Origin of the sequence: Thiohalocapsa sp., from assembly GCF_022340605.1 — a bacterium.
In the GTDB taxonomy this organism is placed as follows: Bacteria; Pseudomonadota; Gammaproteobacteria; order Chromatiales; family Chromatiaceae; genus Thiohalocapsa.
The window spans coordinates 77,263-93,760 of the sequence record NZ_JAJDNQ010000105.1 but is presented as its reverse complement, the minus strand read 5'-3'; the positions used below and the strand labels follow the sequence as shown (position 1 = coordinate 93,760).

Below are 16,498 nucleotides of genomic sequence, written 5' to 3'. Positions count from 1 at the left end.
AATCTCGGGAAAATCAGGCTTACATCAGGAGCAGCACCTCCGTCGTCGCAATGAAAGTTGCCGCACCAATCCTTTAGCACACCGATGGACAGCACGCACCCAGAGGATGCCGTGACACGATAGCGACTCGCGCTCGATGCGGTGGGCGCAGCCTGCGTTAAACAAGGCCGCGAAGCAGTGACAAAGGGATGATCAACTGCACACGTGAGCGACTGGCACCGGCGCCTTTGCAAGGTCCACAGACCGGCTCGGCGCACAAGAAGCCCCGGGCATACGATCGGCCAAGATGTACCGTTCGCCCTCGACTGACTGGGATTGAGATCGCCCCTATGCCCGATACGACAGTGTCGCCGTTGCTTCCCGTGGCGGGCTTGGCGTCGCCGCCGGGATCAAACCGTCGTCATCCTGACCAATACCGTAGAGGTTCCTGCCGGCCATAATGACTCCGCTGCGGTCTTCGTCGGCGTGAACGCAGCGGAGCATGCGCTCGATCCGGTCCGAGGCGGGTCGGTCGCTTGGTGGCCCCAACCGACGCGCGGAACGCAAAGCATGTCGCTGGGACTTGTCGCTGGGTTGGCGATGGTCGCTGGAGGGATCGGCTTGGATCGCCGAGGGTATCGATACCGTGCCGGGCATGAGCAAGTTTCCGGAGTCGCGCTGTCGAGGGTTTTGCGTGGCACGGCAACGGGCTTCGGAACGTACCCGACGCCTTTTGTCGCACCAGACCGGAGGGCGGGGTGCACGCCTTCAGAGCGCGCGGAGCGCCACCGCCGAACCTGAGTTATGCCCCTAGCTACACATATTTTTCTATGCAAATTTTCATAAGTTATAATCCTTTTTTCTTATGAGGGAAAACCTTATCAGGTGCCAGCTACCGGGTTCAAGTAGTTTTTGGACAGCACGGAGACGACTGTCTCCGGCGCATCGCGCTCGCACACACCCGTGGCTGTCACGATGCCCAGCCCGCAACTGTTTGGAGCGCCCATGGCGTTGACACCGACATGAGACGCAGATGATTTGCCATCCCGGTGAAGACCGGCGCGGTACCCGAAAGCGGGCTTGGCGTTGGCCTGACACATGGTGCTTCGTGTCCCTGCGCTCCGGGATGGTGCGACAGACGAGCGAGTGGTGCCAAGGAAACGCCAGGCACTACGGCGTTTCCTTGGTCAGCGTATCCACTGCGTGGACCTGAGCCAGTGGCGCTACTGGCCCTGCGTCGAAGGCTCTACCCGACCACGTCGGGCTCCGCGCTGCTTCTCAACCGAGGGCACCGAGCGTGCTTTCGGCAGGAATTGTGAACACACGTCTAGGACTCAAAACAAAGTCTGGGGCTCGGAACAAGCTCTAACGTGGCGCAAGAACATTGCCTGAAAATTCCCCCAGATAATTGCCCGGTGGATTATAGCGACACACCCATGCCGGCCAGCTACAGCGGCTGGATTGCCCGCAGCCTACTTCCGTGGTGCCGCGCCACACGACCTGGGTGAAATGCCCCGTTGCCGAACTGAAGCCCGGGTTCGTGTAGTCATAGCTTGCTTCTTCTCCATACCAAGCATCGACGACGGATTGAACATCAGGGTAGCCCCAAGCCAGGTTCTCGCCATATGGCGTTGTGGCTGAATGACCGGATGGGCACGTATCGGCATAGGCCTGCGCACCACTGGCAATCGCGCTGGACCACTGCAAGGCCGGGGCGCCGTGCAGCGCTCGGTAGCGATTGTGCGCGACGAGCCATTGCTGAGCGACTGACCCACCGCTTGTATCCACCACGGGGCTCGCGTCCGGCACAGGGCTCTCTTCCGGCTCGACGCCCCATTCCACGATGCCGCTCTCCTCGTGAGGGTCAACGCCGTCGTATGTGGACCCGACTGCGACCTCTACCGAAGCGGTCGCCTCGCATTCTCCGCTCGCCGGTGCGCATGGGCTATTCCATACGAAATTCGCGCTTACGCCTTGGTCATTGATGCATTGCGCCGACCCGGAATGCTCCCTGCTATTGGCATCGACAGCGCAAGTCCAACCATCGCCAGGCAGCCAATCGGGCGCTCGAAATTCGACCTCATCGTCGACCGATCCTCTACCCGTGTACAAACCGACGTATACCCCTGCCACGACATCATTAACCGTTACGCCTATGGCGAATGCTATCAAACATGACGCCCACTTCATCACGGTTGCCTCCTCATTCTGTTGGATGATCAGCTCTGCACCAGGCCAAGCTGATATTTCATCAACCAGGTCACGTCTGTCAGGCTCTTGCAACAGATCACTCTTGCATAGCCACGGGCACCACGCATAGTTTCCATGACGTTTTATCGCGCATATTTTTTACCCTCTCCAGGCAAGCGATGATCTATCGGCGCTTCCCTTGCCGAGCGGAATGCGCGGCCGAACCGAACAACCTAAGCCTCTGAAAATTAGAGAAAGCTTAGGCCGTCGCATTGGCCTTGCGGACGCGTCCCTCACCGATACCCGCCCTGATACCGAACGGCGCGCGGGCAATACTTCGCCTGCCCCTGATGCGTGGCATGCACCAGCGGGTTCCTTTGCATCGACGGCGAGTCACAGTTGATCTGGCAAACCGGTCTCAGTGACACAGGACTACAATCGGAGCGGCCGCGCCTAGCGCCACACCGCAGCTACGTGCTTTAGCACTTCGCAAATACTTGCCAAGCGCTGTCCTGCGACTGATGTCATCCCGCGGACGACCGGATTGAACTTGCCGTTACGCCTCCCATGAGTTGGTCTGCGACCGCCAATCTGCGGACAAAGTAATCGTTGCGTGTATACGCGTAGCAGATAGAATGGCAGGCGTAAACCTTGACCACTCAAATTGCAGTGGTATTGTAGGCCGCACGAGGACACGAAACGCTTGAATGACCGTGGCGTGACCGATGGTTTGCAGCTTCGCTTCACACTGCCAAGGGCATTCCGTGAGGTAAATAGGGAGCTGCCGGAAGCCTCTTCGCGGCGAATAATACTTGAGAGATTAACTCGGGCAATTGACCTCCCAATGCAGAAATGCCCGGATATTTCTGTCAGTCAGTAAATGCTGAGTCGTCAGCCCGGTAATTGCTCCCGCGTGTCATAGAAGTACCTGAATATTGCTCCCGATCAACTGGATCCTGATTCGCCTTGGGCGCCGGCTTGTGTGGGCACGTGCGGAAACGATGGGATTTCCCTGTCGGTCCAGCATTCGCATCTGGCCAACAAGGGCGTCGGCTGGTCGCAATAGCCGTCCGCCGGCAGTGTGTCCTCGGTCGAGAGGTACTGAGTTGTAGTCCACTCGCCTACACGGTCGAAACGGGCTCGGCACGCATCGCCGCAACGAGTGAGCCGTAGAAGACGCGGGGCGTCACACTGCCCCCTCGACGCGCGGCTTCTCCCATCCCGGAGTGGATCAAAATTGTCGGGTACCGGGCTTCACGCGAGCGCTGGCTGTCGCTCCACGCGCGGTCCTGCCTCTGGCTGCGGATGCCGAACCGCGGTACTGTTCACACCGGTTGTTTCCCACGGTCCGAGTACCGTTCTTTAGCGTTCAGGAGCCAAGCTCAATGCCGACCCGTTCCCTTTCCATGACGTCTCGTACCCTCGGCTTCGTCTGCTGCTGGCTCGCCGGCGTACCGGCGCTCTCCGCTGACGAGAAGGCGGCGCGTTGGGATGCGCCTGTCATCGATGGCTATGGCTACATCAATCCGCTGCCAGGGGCGGCATTACAGCCGGACCCAGCGCAGCATTACAAGGTCGTGTTCGACGTGGCCAAGGGAGCGGAGAGTCCGCACGCCGTGAACCGGGGACTATGGCACGTGGCACGCACGGTCAACTTGTTCGGCCGCGACAACAAGCCGGCGCCAAATCTCGACATCGTAGTGGTGATCCATGGCGACGCCACCCGCTCGGTACTGAACGACGATGCATACAAGGCTCGCTTCTCGGCGGAAAATCCGGACGCGGACCTGCTGAGGAAGTTGGAGGCGGCCGGGGTCAAGGTCTATGTCTGCGGGCAGGCCATCGTCGACAGCGGGTACTACTACCAGAATGTCCGTGACGACGTGGAGGTGGTGCTCGCCGCGGTCGCGGCCGAGATCGAGCTCGCGACCCAGGGGTACGTGCTGATCTCGCTCTAGGAAGGCTTGGCCTCGGACCGACGGAGTCGTGATCGTCGCCCTGGCAAGCCGGCGGCGCTCATCGCTGTCGCTGTCGTTCTCGCTGTCGTTGTCGTAATAGCAGCCGGATCGGGGGCATCGATTACGACAACGGCATTTCCTCGACACTTTGTTCGAGACTTTCGGGGTAAGGGGCTAGCGCTGATCCTGTGCCGCGGGGAAGACCCTGGCAGGGCGCCAAATGGGCATCACCCCGGCACCCTTGCATCCTCCAGCAGATCGAGCAGAACAGCCAGACGACCCGGGAGTTGCCCTGCTTGGCCTTGCGCGCTGGCGACAAGCTCGCTCGCCAGCGCGTCCAGGGCGCGGGCGAGCGCAAACACCCGGACGATGTCTGCGCGTTGCCCCTCCTCCGCCGGCAGCAGCGTCGAGCCCGCGCTGGACGCCGCGTGAGCGGCGAGCAGGCGCTGGACGGTGTCGCGCCGCCATTGGGCCAGCGGCTCCGTGAGACGCGGGTGGAGATCGGGGTGCTCGCCTTGCATGCGCTGCCGGAGGTCGGCGACGGTGGTGTACAGGGAAAAGACAAGGGTGCCGAGATCCATCAGCGGCGGTTGCTTGGCGCGGCGCTCGGCTGCCGGGCGATGGAATGGGCCACCGGCATCGATGAAGACGGGCTCGCCCTCGGCCACCAGCACGCGGGCGAGGCGCAGGTCACCGTGGATGCGGCAGCGCATCGGGCCAAAGCCGTCGTGACTCCAGTCGGCGATGAGGTCGTAGATCTCGTCGTCGGCGGCGCGCAGGCGCTCCGCGCTGTCGGCGACCGCGGGCGGGAGCCGGGAGCCGTTCTCGCGCAGCGCGTCGAGCGTGCGGCTGGCAGCCACCCGCAGCCTTTGCCGCAAATGCTGTTGGTCGGTGGGCGCCGTGGGCTCGGGGCGGAAGGCGGCGCCGACAGATTCACGGCCGTTCGCGCCGGCGAGCGCCTCGTGCAGCTCGGCCACACGCGCGCCGAGCCGGCTCACCAGGTTCGAGAAGCCGAGCTGGGCCGGGTCGTCGCACCAGGCGTCGCCGGTGCCAGCGGCAAAGTGCTCATCGCTGAGGCGCCACAGCAGGTCGGCAACGCGGTGCTCCAGATCGCCCTGGTTCGGCACGTACTGCTCCAGCAGGGCCAGGGTGCAGGTTGGGCCGGCGTCGCGACGATAATCGACGTGGCCGGCGAGCGCGGGGGCGGCCGGGAAATCCACCACCTCGGTCAGGTGGCGGGCTATTTCCACCATCGGGTCCGATGCAAAGTCACTGGCGATGCCGGCGTCGGCCTCGGACGCGGTGTCGCCGCCGCCGGGCGCGGACTCGCGGCAGTGAAGCGTCTTCAAGATCAGCCGGTCACCGAGCACGGTCGCGTTGTCCGGGTCCTCGGCCAGGGGCTTCACCTGGGCATCGGCGCAGTCCCCCAGAAGCTCGCGGCAGACGGTCGTGGGTTGCAGCAGGAGCCGGCCGTCGCCCAAGGGCATCTCCGCTCCGCTGCCGATGGCGCAGGTCACGGCGCGCACGAAGCCGGCGTCTGCCAGGGCGTCGAACAGCAGTCCCGGCGTGGCCTGCCGGCGCACCTGGGCCAGCGTCGTCGCCGCCGCCGGTACCGTGCTCAAAGCGGTCTCCGGGCCTTCCCAGGTGATGGCAAGCGGCAGCAGGAGCCGCTCCACGTCACCGTCCGCGCCGGCCACGCGCAGCAGCATCAACAGCCAATCCCGCCATGGGGTGGCGGCCTCGATGACGACCGCCGGCGCCGCACCCTGGCTGCCGTCCGCGCGCGCGGCGAGGTGGGCCGGCAGCACTTGGTTCTGCAGCAGCGACACGGCCCGCAGCGCCGTCTGCCGACGCTCGGCACGGTCCGGCAGCAGGCTCGTCCAGCCCTCCGGCAGCACCAAGGTCTTGAGACGCGGGGTGGACACGCGCTCGTCGTGCCAGGCGGGGGCCGCAACGTCGCGGGCGAGCCGGAACCAGTAGAAGCCGTGCCCGGGCAGGGTCAGCAGGTAGGTCAGCTCACCGATGGGAGGGAACGGCGTCTGGCCGAGGAGCTCGATGGGCACCCGGCCGGCATAGGCGGCCAGATCGAGTTCCACCGGCTGGGCGCCGCGGGCGAGGTTGGCGACGCAGAGCACCACCTCGTCCGGCTGCTCGGCGTTTTCTGCCGCGGTCGCGCCGCCGGGGTCCAGCGCCGTGCCGCCCGCAGCCGCGGACCCGGCCTCAGCAGCGGGCTCGGCCAGCCGTCGGTAGCGCCGCACGTAAGCGAGGATCTTGCGGTTGCCCGGGTGCAGGAACTCGATGACGCCGCGACCGAACACCCGGTGCTGCTTGCGCACCTCGATGACGCGCCGCGTCCAGTTCAGCAGCGACGCCGGCGAGCGGGACTGGGCCTCCACGTTGACGGACTGGTAGCCGTAGATCGGGTCCATGATGGGCGGCAGGTAGAGCTGCTCGGGGTCGGCGCGGGAGAAGCCGGCGTTGCGGTCCGGCGACCACTGCATGGGCGTGCGCACGGCGTTGCGGTCGCCGAGATAGATGTTGTCGCCCATGCCCAGCTCATCGCCGTAGTACAGGATCGGCGAGCCGGGCATGGACAGCAGCAGGCTCACCATGAGCCGGATCTTGTCCCCATCGTTGCCGAGCAGCGGCGCCAGGCGCCGGCGGATGCCGACGTTGACGCGCATGCGCGGGTCCGCCGCGTAGGTCTGGTACATGTAGTCGCGCTCGCGGTCGCTGACCATCTCCAGGGTCAGCTCGTCGTGATTGCGCAGAAAGATGGCCCACTGGCAATTGGGCGGAATCTCCGGCGTCTGCTCCATGATCTCGACGATGGGATGCCGCTCCTCCTCCGCCAGCGCCATGTACATGCGCGGCATCAGCGGGAAGTGATAGGCCATGTGGCACTCGTCGCCGTCACCGAAGTAGTCGCGCACGTCCTCGGGCCACTGATTGGCCTCGGCCAGGAACACCCTGTTCTGGTAGTGCGCGTCCACCACGGCGCGCATCTCCTTGATGACGGCGTGGGTCTCCGGCAAGTTCTCGTTGTTGGTGCCCTCGCGTACGCAGAGGTACGGGATGGCGTCGAGCCGGAGCCCGTCCACGCCCATATCCAGCCAGAAGCGCATGACGCGGATCATCGCCCGCACCACCTGCGGGTTGTTGTGGTTCAGGTCCGGCTGGTGCGAAAAGAACCGGTGCCAGTAGTACTGGCCCGCCACCGGGTCCCAGGTCCAGTTGGACGCCTCGCTGTCGGTGAAAATGATGCGTGTTTCCGGAAAGCGGCCGTCATCGTCGCTCCAGACGTAGTAGTTGCGCTTACTGGAGCCCTTCGGTGCCCGCCGCGCCGCCTGGAACCATGGGTGCTGATCCGAGGTGTGGTTGACGATCAGCTCCGCGATGACGCGGATGCCGCGACGGTGCGCGGCGCTGACGAAGCGCCGAAAGTCCCGCCGGCTGCCATAGGCGGGATGCACGTTGCGGTAGTCCGAGATGTCGTAGCCGTCGTCGCGCAGCGGCGACGGATAGAAGGGCAGCAGCCAGATGCAATTGACGCCGAGGTCGCGGATGTAGTCCAGGCGCGAGGTCAGCCCGCGGAAGTCCCCGGTGCCGTCACCGTTGGTGTCGAAGAAGGCCTTGACGTGCGTCTGGTAAATGACCGCGTCCTTGTACCAGAGCGGGTCGGGCGGGAGTGCGGGTTCGGAGTCGGTGACGTGAGGCATCTGGGCTCGGGGTGGCGGTAGGCCCTGCGCGGCGGTGCCTGGCAGCGCCCGCCGTGCGGAGCACGATCGAAAGTGCTTCTGACGTTGGCGACGGCGGGTGCGGAGCACAACCGGCCGATTGCCCTGACCGTTGCACTGCTATCGGGTTCACCCTCGCCGGCACATGCTCGCACCGCGCGCCTGCCCCACCCGCTGCCGTCGGCTGAGCTGCACCAGCGGCGCGAACGGCGGTGCGTCACCCCGGGTCCGGCTCACCTAGTATGGAAATTGCTTGCCGTTGTCTTGCTCGCCGCAGCGATACACGCCCGGGACCAGCCGCGAGTCCGAGCCCAGAGCCTGGCCCAGAGCCTGGCCCAGAGCCTGGCCCAGAGCCCAGGTGGATCCGACAAGGGCTCCAGCCGGTCCCGACAAAGCAATGCACCAGCAACGGAGCCCGATGCATGCGGACCATGACCCGAAACGCGTCGCCCCGGCACCACAGCCGACCTTCTTGCACGCCGAATGCCATCCGCCGCCGAAGCGGCGAGCAGTGCGGCAATTGGGGCACCGGGCGTACCCGGGCAGGCGGAGTCACGCCATGAGCCACCGCCAACACAACCTGCACTTCGGTGCCCGGCTCAGGGCCGACGGTGCCGTGCGCTTCCGCCTCTGGGCGCCCGCCGCGGAGCGGGTGGCCCTGGAGCTGACCGGGCCCAACGCGCCGCGGCACCTGCTGGACATGGCCGCTGCCGGCGACGGCTGGTTCGAGCGCGTCACCGAGCTCGCCGGCCCCGGCAGCCGCTATCAATTCCGCATCGCCGGCCCGCACGCCGAGCCCGGGCTGGCGGTGCCGGACCCGGCCTCGCGCTTCCAGCCGCAGGGGGTGCACGGACCCAGCGAGGTCATCGACCCCGCCGCCTTCCGCTGGCCCGACGATGCCAGCGGCAGTGGCTGGCGCGGCCGCCCGTGGGAGACGGCGGTCTTCTACGAGCTGCACCTGGGCGCCTTCTCGCCGGAGGGCACCTTCGCCGGCGCCGCCCGGCGCCTGTCGTATCTCGCGGATCTCGGCGTCACGGCCGTGGAGCTGATGCCGGTGGCGGCCTTCCCCGGCAGCCGCGGCTGGGGCTACGACGGCGTCTACCCGTTCGCGCCGCTGGCCGCCTACGGTCGCCCTGAAGACCTCAAGGCCCTGGTTGTAAATGCCCATGCGCTGGGGCTGATGGTGTTTCTGGATGTGGTCTACAACCACTTCGGCCCCGAGGGCAACTACCTGCACCTGTACGCGCCGCAATTCTTCACCGAGCGCCATCACACCCCCTGGGGCGCCGGCATCAACTACGACGGCGACCACAGCCGTCCGGTGCGGGACTTCTTCATCCAAAACGCCCTGTTTTGGCTCGACGAATACCAATTCGACGGCCTGCGCCTGGACGCCGTGCACGCCATCGCCGACGACAGCGAGCCACACATCCTCACCGAGCTGGCGGAGGCGGTCGCCGCCGGCCCCGGCCGCGAGCGTCTCGTCCACCTGGTGCTGGAGAACGACGCCAACGCCGCTCGCCACCTGGAGCGACGCCCCGACGGCAGCCCCCGCTGGTACGCGGCGCAATGGAACGACGACCTGCACCACGCCGCCCACGTCCTGCTCACCGGCCAGACGGACGGCTACTACGCCGACTACGCCGAGTTCCCGGCCAGCTCCCCAACCTTCTGGTTCGCCCGCTGCCTGGCCGAGGGCTTCGGCTACCAGGGCGAGCGGTCCGACTTCCGCCACGGCGAGCACCGCGGCGAGCCCAGCGGCCACCTGCCGCCAACGGCGTTCGTGAGCTTCCTGCAGAACCACGACCAAGTGGGCAATCGCGCCTTCGGCGAGCGCCTGAGCCGGCTGACCTCCGAGCGCGCCCTGCGCGCGGCCACCGCGATATTGCTCCTGGCACCATCGCCGCCGCTGTTGTTCATGGGGCAGGAATTCGCCGCCGAGCAGCCGTTTTTGTTCTTCTGCGACTTCGGCGCCGACCTCGCCCAGGCGGTCACCGACGGCCGCCGGCGGGAGTTCGCGCGCTTCGCGCAGTTTGCCGACGAAGCCGCCCGACAGGCCATCCCGGACCCGAACGATCCCGACACCTTCGAACGCTCGCGGCTGGACTGGTCGGCGCTGGACGCACCGCTGCACCACGCGTGGCTGGACCTGCACCGGCACCTGCTGGCGCTGCGCCGGGCCGAGATCGTCCCGCGTCTCGCGGGCGTGGACGGCTATGCGGCCAGCGCCCAGCTCATCCGCGACACCGGACTCCTGGTGCGCTGGACGCTCGGCGACGGCAGCCTGCTGACGCTCGTGGCCAACCTTGACGATACCGAGCTGCCCGCACCACTCCCGCCACCAGAATCCGCCGGCGAAACGCTGCACCTGGAGCCGGGCGATGCCGGACCCGCCATCGCCGGCGGCCGGCTGCCGGGGTGGACCGTGGTCTGGTACCTGGACACGGGGACAGACGCCGCGACGGAAGCGTCGCACGCGCGACCGCAACGTCCCTGATGCCCTGACGATGTTTTGACACAGGAGCCCGGCCGCCATGCAGGAATCCGACGCCCTCGACCGACTTTGCGAGCACTTCGGCATCGCCGCGAGGTACCAAGACGTCTTCGGCCAGGTGCACCGGGTTGACGACGCCACCCGCCGCAGCCTGCTGCGGGCGCTCGGCGTCGCCGCCGGGGACACCGGCACCGAGCGGGCGAGCCTCGCCGCTGCCATCGACCACGACTGGGCGCGCCGGCTGCCGCCGGTCTTGGTGCACCGCCAGGGCGACCCGCCACCGCGGCTGCCGCTGGCCCTGCCCCAAGACCTGCATGGACAGGCCGGGACGGACACCGTGCGGCTCGTGCTCACCGCAGAGGACGGCCGCAGCACGGAGACCACCATCGACCTCGGCGCCGTCCCCGCGGCCGCCACCCGCGAGCTGCACGGCACGCCTTGGCTGCGCCGGCAGCTCCCGATCACGCCGCCGGAGCGACTCGGCTACCACCGCCTGGTGCTCTTCGCCGGGGCGGACACCACGGCCAGCGAGCCCATCGCCGAGACTACCCTCATCGTCGCGCCGGCACGGTGCTGGTACCCGGACGACGGTCCGGCGCGCGCCTGGGGCCTGGCGACCCAGCTCCACGCGCTGCGCTCGGCGCACAACTGGGGCATCGGCGACTTCACCGACCTGACCCGGCTGGTGGAGCTCACCGCGGCGGCCGGCGCCGACATGGTGGCGCTGAGCCCGCTGCACGCCCTGTTCCTGGCGGCGCCGGAGCGCTGTGACCCCTATCGCCCGTCCAGCCGGCGCTGGCTCAACCCGCTGTTCATCGACGTGGAGGCGCTGCCGGAGCTCGCCGACTGCGCGGACGTGCGCGCCTACCTCGACAGCGGCGCGTTCCAGGCCGGACTGCGCGCCCTGCGCGGCGCCGAGCTGGTGGACTACCGCGGCGTCGCCGCGGCGAAGCTGGACATACTGGCGCGGCTGTTTCGGTCTGTCCGCGCCGGGCACAACGGCGCCGATGACGAGCGCACGCGGGCCTTCGGCGCCTTCCGCGACGCGGAGGGCGAGGCGCTCGGACGCTTCGCACTGTTCCAGACGCTGGCCGAGTATCTGGCCGAGCACGGCACCGGACACGAGGCCGAGCCCCCGGACGAGCAGGCAACCGGACCGAACGGCCGGCAAACTGAGGACGAGAGCCCAGCAGGGGGCTTCGAGACCTGGCCCGGGGCTTATCGCGACCCCGAATCGCCGGCGGTGCGAGACTTCGCGCGCGAGCACGCGGAACGGGTGGAGTTCTTCGCCTGGCTGCAATGGCTCGCACGCCGGCAGCTCGACGCCGTCGCCGCCCGCTGCAAGGCGCTCGGCATGGTGCACGGGCTGTGCCTGGATCTCGCCGTCGGCGCCGCGCCGGACGGCGCCGACCGCTGGGAGGCGCCGGCGCGCTACGTGGCCGACGCCCACGTCGGGGCCCCACCGGACGACTTCAGCCCCAAGGGCCAGGACTGGCGGGTGCTTGCCTGGCACCCCCAACGCCTGCGCGAGGCCGCCTACGCACCTTTCGCCGCGGAGCTGCGCGCCAACATGCGCGGCGCGGGGGCGCTGCGCATCGACCACGTCATGGGCCTGCTGCGGCTCTTCCTGGTGCCCGCGGGCACGGCACCGGATGCGGCCACCTACCTGACCTACCCGTTCCACGACCTGCTCGGCGTGCTCGCGCTGGAGAGCGTGCGCAACCGCTGCCTCATCATCGGCGAGGACCTGGGCACGGTGCCGGACGCCGTGCGCGCGGCCATGCGGGACTGGGGGCTGCTGTCCACCCGCGTGCTCTACTTCGAGCGCGACGCCGAGGGCGGCTTCCTGCCGCCGGCGGACTTTCCGGCCGCCGCGCTGGTGACCGCCGGCACCCACGACCTGCCGCCGCTGCAGGGCTTCTGGACCGGCGTCGACCTGGAGCGGCGCCGCGCGCTCGGGCTCTTCCGCACCGACGCGGACTACGCCCAGCGCCTGCTCGCGCGCACCAACGACCGCGCCCGGCTGCTGCTGGCGCTGGAGCGCGCCGGCCTGCTGCCGCCGGACGGCGGTGCCGACCCGGTGGCGCTGCCGACCCTGACCCCCGCGCACCTGAATGCCATCCAGGTCTATCTCGCGCGCGCGCCGTCGCAGCTGCTGCTGGTGCAGACCGCGGACCTGCTCGGCGAGACCGAGCAGATGAACCTGCCCGGCAGCAGTCCGGCCCATCCCAACTGGCGCCGGCGCCAGCCCCTGGCCCTGGAGCACTGGGCGGAGCAGCCGGACATCACCGCCCTCCTGGAGGCGGTGGCCGGCGCCCGCAACGAAGGCACGGCGTCCACCACGGCGCCGACCGCCGGCACGGCCGCGACGCCGGCGCCGCAAATCGTGGGTCAGCCGCCGCTCGCACCCGTCATCCCCCGCGCCACCTACCGGCTGCAACTGCACGCGGGCTTCGGCTTCGCGGCGGCAACGGCGCTGGTGCCCTACCTGGCCGCGCTCGGCATCAGCCATGTCTACTGCTCGCCCTACCTGGAGGCCAGGCCCGGCAGCACCCACGGCTACGACGTGGTGGCACACGACCGGCTCAACCCGGAGCTCGGCAGCCCGCACGACTATGAGCGCTTCTGCGCCGCGCTGGCGGAGCACGGCATGGGCCAGATCCTGGACATGGTGCCCAACCACGTCGGCATCATGGGCGCCGGTAACGCCTGGTGGCTGGACGTGCTGGAGAACGGCCAAGCCGCCGAGCATGCCCCCTTCTTCGACATCGACTGGCAGCCCCTGAAGCAGGAACTGCACGGCAAGGTGCTGGTGCCGGTGCTGGGCGGACACTACGGCGAGGTGCTCGACCGCGGCGAGCTTGTGCTGCACGTCGAGGACGGCGCCTTTCACGTCGCCTACTACGAGCACCGCTTCCCCATCGACCCGCGCGAGTACCCGCGCATCCTCGCCCCCGGGCTGCCGGCGCTGCGCGAGCGGCTCGGCGCCGGCAACGGCAGCGAGCCGGCCAGGGCAGCCGCGAGCGAGGCCGCCGAGCCCCTCGCCGCCTTCGAGAGCCTGGTCACCGCCTTCGGCAACCTGCCGCCGCGGGATGCGCTGGACGAGGCATCGCTGGCCGAGCGGCGCCGCGACAAGGAGCTGCACAAGGCGCGGCTCGCCGAGCTCTGCGCCGGCAGCGCCGACCTCGCCCGCTACGTCGAGGACTGCCTCACGGCCTACAACGGCGCCGAGGGCCGCCCCGCCGACACCGCCCGGCTGCATGCCCTGCTGGAGGCACAGGCCTACCGGCTAGCGCACTGGCGCGTGGCCGCGGACGAGATCAACTACCGGCGCTTCTTCGACATCAACGACCTCGCCGCGCTGCGCATGGAGTACCCGCCCACCTTCGACGCCGTCCATGCGCTGGTACTGAAGCTCATCGGCGCGGGGCGCATCGCCGGGTTGCGCATCGACCACCCGGACGGGCTCTACGACCCACGGGCCTATTTCGAGACCCTGCAGCGGCGCGCCGCGGCGGCGCTCGCACCGCAGCGGCACGTGCGCAACGACGACCGCCCCCTCTACCTGCTGGCCGAGAAGATCCTGGTGGGCGACGAGCAACTGCGCACCGACTGGCCGGTGCACGGCACCACCGGCTACGACTTCGCGACCCTCTGCGATGCGCTCATCACCGACCCCGACGGCGCCGACGCGCTGACCCAGTGCTACCACGAGCTGAGCGCCCGCGACATCGACTTCGCCGACGAGACCTACCACGCCAAGCGCCTGGTGATGCGCAACATGCTCTCCAGCGAGCTGCACGTGCTGGCCAGCGAGCTCTCGCGCATCGCCGAAATGGACCCGCACACCCGCGACTACACCCTGGACGCGCTGCGCACCGCGCTGATGGAGGTGGTGGCCTGCTTCCCGGTCTACCGCACCTACCTGTCGGCCCGCGGCGGCACCGACGCCGACCGCCATCAGGTCCTCAAGGCGGTCTCCGAGGCACGGCGGCGCAGCCCCATGGCAGACCTCAGCGTGTTCGACTTCGTGCGCGACGTGCTGCTGACGGATATCGCCGACGGCAAGCCCGAGCCCTACCGCGCGCGGGTGCTGCGGCTCGCCATCAAGTTCCAGCAATACACCGCGCCGGTGATGGCCAAGGGCGTCGAGGACACCGCCTTCTACCGCTGGCACCGGCTGGTGTCGTTGAACGAGGTGGGCGGTGAGCCGCGCCGCTTCGGTCTCGACCCGGACGCCTTCCACCGTGCCTGCGCCCGGCGCCGGGCAGAGTGGCCGAACGCCCTGCTGGCGGGCTCCACCCACGACAGCAAGCGCTCCGAGGACGTGCGCGCGCGCCTCGCCGTGCTCTCGGAATTGCCGCGGCTGTGGTGCACGCGGGCGCAGCGCTGGGTTCTGCTGAACCGCCGCCTGCACCGCATCGATGAGGCCGGCGGCACCATCCCGGACGCCAACACCGAGTACCTGCTCTACCAGACCCTGGTGGGCGTCTGGCCGCAGCCGGACACCATCGAACTCAACGACGCGGACGGACTGCAAGCGCTGCGCGGGCGCATCGACGCCTACATGGCCAAGGCCGCCAAGGAGTCCAAGCTGCACACCGCCTGGACCAATGCGGACCCGCAGTACGAGGCGGCGCTCGCGGCCTTCGTGGACGCCGTCACCGACCCCGCACGCAGTGCCGCCTTCCTGGAGGACTTCATCGGCTTCCTGCGGCCGGTGGCCCGGCTCGGCCTGCTGAACAGCCTGACCCTGGCGCTGCTCCGACTCACCGCCCCCGGCGTGCCCGACATCTACCAGGGCTGCGAGCTGTGGAACCTGAGCCTGGTGGACCCTGACAACCGCCGTCCGGTGGATTTCGACCAGCGCCGGGCGCTGCTGGCGGGGCTGCCGACGCCCGCAGCGGACGCGCCGGCAGACCCACCCGCCTGGCATGCGGCCGACGGCAGCGCCAAGCTGCACCTGATCCGCCAGGCGCTGCGCCTGCGTGCCGAGGCACCGGCGCTGTTCGCCGCCGGCGACTACCTGCCGCTGGCCGTGGCGGGGCCGCTCGCCGGGCACCTGCTCGCCTTCGCCCGCGTGCACGAGGGCCGCGCCGCGGTGGCGCTGGCGCCGCGGCTCTTGGCGCCGCTGGTGCTGGGGCACGAGCCCAGCAACGCCAGGCACGTGTCCCCGGACCTGAGCAAAGCGGCGCACGTGGACCCCTTCGCGCATCCGGGCTGGGAGACGACCCTGATCGACGTGCCCGGCCGGCACTGGGTGGACCGGCTCGGCGGCGGCACGCTGGACGCCGGCGACGGCAACCGCACCTGCCTGCGCGCGGCCGACGTGCTGGGCCGCTTCCCGGTGGGGCTGCTGACAACCGAGGACGCCGGCGCGCGTGCCGGTTGACCATGGCGGCCCCTTACATCGGCACCTCCGGCTGGTCCTACGACCACTGGCACGGCCCCTTCTACCCGGCCGGGCTGCCGCCCGGCGGGCGGCTCGGCCACTACGCCGGGCGCCTTGGCAGCGTCGAGATCGACAACACGTTCTACAAGCTGCCGGACGCGGACACCCTCGTGAAGTGGCGGGAGACGGTGCCGCCGGGCTTCGTCTTCGCCACCAAGGCGAGCCGCTACATCACGCACATGAAGAAGCTGAAGGACCCGGGCGACAACGTGCCGGGGTTCGTCGCGCGCATGGACGCGCTGGGCGAGCAGCTCGGCCCCATCCTGTTCCAGCTCCCGCCGCGCTGGCACCGCAACACCGAGCGGCTCGGGGCGTTCCTGGACACGCTGGAAGCGCGCCATCGCTGGGCCTTCGAGCTGCGCGACCGCAGCTGGATCGACGCCGCCGTGCTGGCGCTGCTGACCGCTCACAACGCCGCCTTCTGCATCTACGAGCTGGACGGCTATCTGTCCCCGGCCGAGGTCACCGCGGACTTCGTCTACATCCGCCTGCACGGCCCGGACGGCGCCTACCGCGGCAACTACGACGCCGCGGCGCTGGACCACTGGGCCGAGCAGATTTCGCGCTGGCTCGGCCGCGGGCTCGACGTCTACTGCTATTTCGACAACGACCAGGCGGGCTATGCGGCACGAAACGCGCTAGCGCTTTCGCAGCGCCTCGCCAGCGACCGCTGACGACGCGATCCGCC

6 protein-coding genes are annotated in these 16,498 nt (G+C 68.7%); 4 read left to right on the top strand and 2 right to left on the bottom strand.

Annotated elements, in window-relative coordinates; all coding sequences use genetic code 11:
• Positions 1-1,344 precede the first annotated feature (1,344 nt).
• Entirely contained in the window at positions 1,345-1,821 is a 477-nt protein-coding gene (locus LJE69_RS13890; protein WP_296926022.1) for a CAP family protein, read from the bottom strand.
• A 1,754-nt stretch (positions 1,822-3,575) separates the two neighbouring features.
• Here LJE69_RS13890 and LJE69_RS13885 point away from each other — a divergent pair.
• The gene (locus LJE69_RS13885) at positions 3,576-4,127 is read left to right on the top strand and encodes a DsrE family protein (protein WP_296926020.1); all 552 of its coding nucleotides are present in this window, start codon (positions 3,576-3,578) and stop codon (positions 4,125-4,127) included.
• A 227-nt stretch (positions 4,128-4,354) separates the two neighbouring features.
• Here the strand turns inward: LJE69_RS13885 and treS are convergent, their stop codons facing one another.
• Positions 4,355-7,846, bottom strand: a complete 3,492-nt coding sequence (treS, locus tag LJE69_RS13880; RefSeq protein ID WP_296926018.1) for a maltose alpha-D-glucosyltransferase — start codon at positions 7,844-7,846, stop codon at positions 4,355-4,357.
• 577 nt (positions 7,847-8,423) lie between these two features.
• Between treS and treZ the strand changes: the two genes are divergently transcribed.
• From treZ to LJE69_RS13865, 3 genes are read left to right on the top strand one after another with little or no spacing between them, the layout of a single operon-like run.
• Positions 8,424-10,361 (top strand): malto-oligosyltrehalose trehalohydrolase, encoded by a 1,938-nt coding sequence (gene treZ / locus LJE69_RS13875; protein ID WP_296926016.1) that lies wholly within the window; start codon positions 8,424-8,426, stop codon positions 10,359-10,361.
• Between the two features lie 37 nt (positions 10,362-10,398).
• Complete coding sequence (gene treY / locus LJE69_RS13870) at positions 10,399-15,750, top strand: malto-oligosyltrehalose synthase (protein WP_296926014.1); 5,352 nt, start codon at positions 10,399-10,401, stop codon at positions 15,748-15,750.
• 2 nt (positions 15,751-15,752) lie between these two features.
• Entirely contained in the window at positions 15,753-16,484 is a 732-nt protein-coding gene (locus tag LJE69_RS13865) for a DUF72 domain-containing protein (protein ID WP_296926013.1), read from the top strand.
• Positions 16,485-16,498: the final 14 nt, after the last annotated feature.

Coding starts and splice junctions, on each gene's coding strand:
- treY (WP_296926014.1), top strand. CDS start 10,399: ATGCAGGAATCCGACGCCCTCGACCGACTTTGCGAGCACTTCGGCATC.
- LJE69_RS13865 (WP_296926013.1), top strand. CDS start 15,753: ATGGCGGCCCCTTACATCGGCACCTCCGGCTGGTCCTACGACCACTGG.
- treZ (WP_296926016.1), top strand. CDS start 8,424: ATGAGCCACCGCCAACACAACCTGCACTTCGGTGCCCGGCTCAGGGCC.
- LJE69_RS13885 (WP_296926020.1), top strand. CDS start 3,576: ATGACGTCTCGTACCCTCGGCTTCGTCTGCTGCTGGCTCGCCGGCGTA.
- treS (WP_296926018.1), bottom strand. CDS start 7,846: ATGCCTCACGTCACCGACTCCGAACCCGCACTCCCGCCCGACCCGCTC.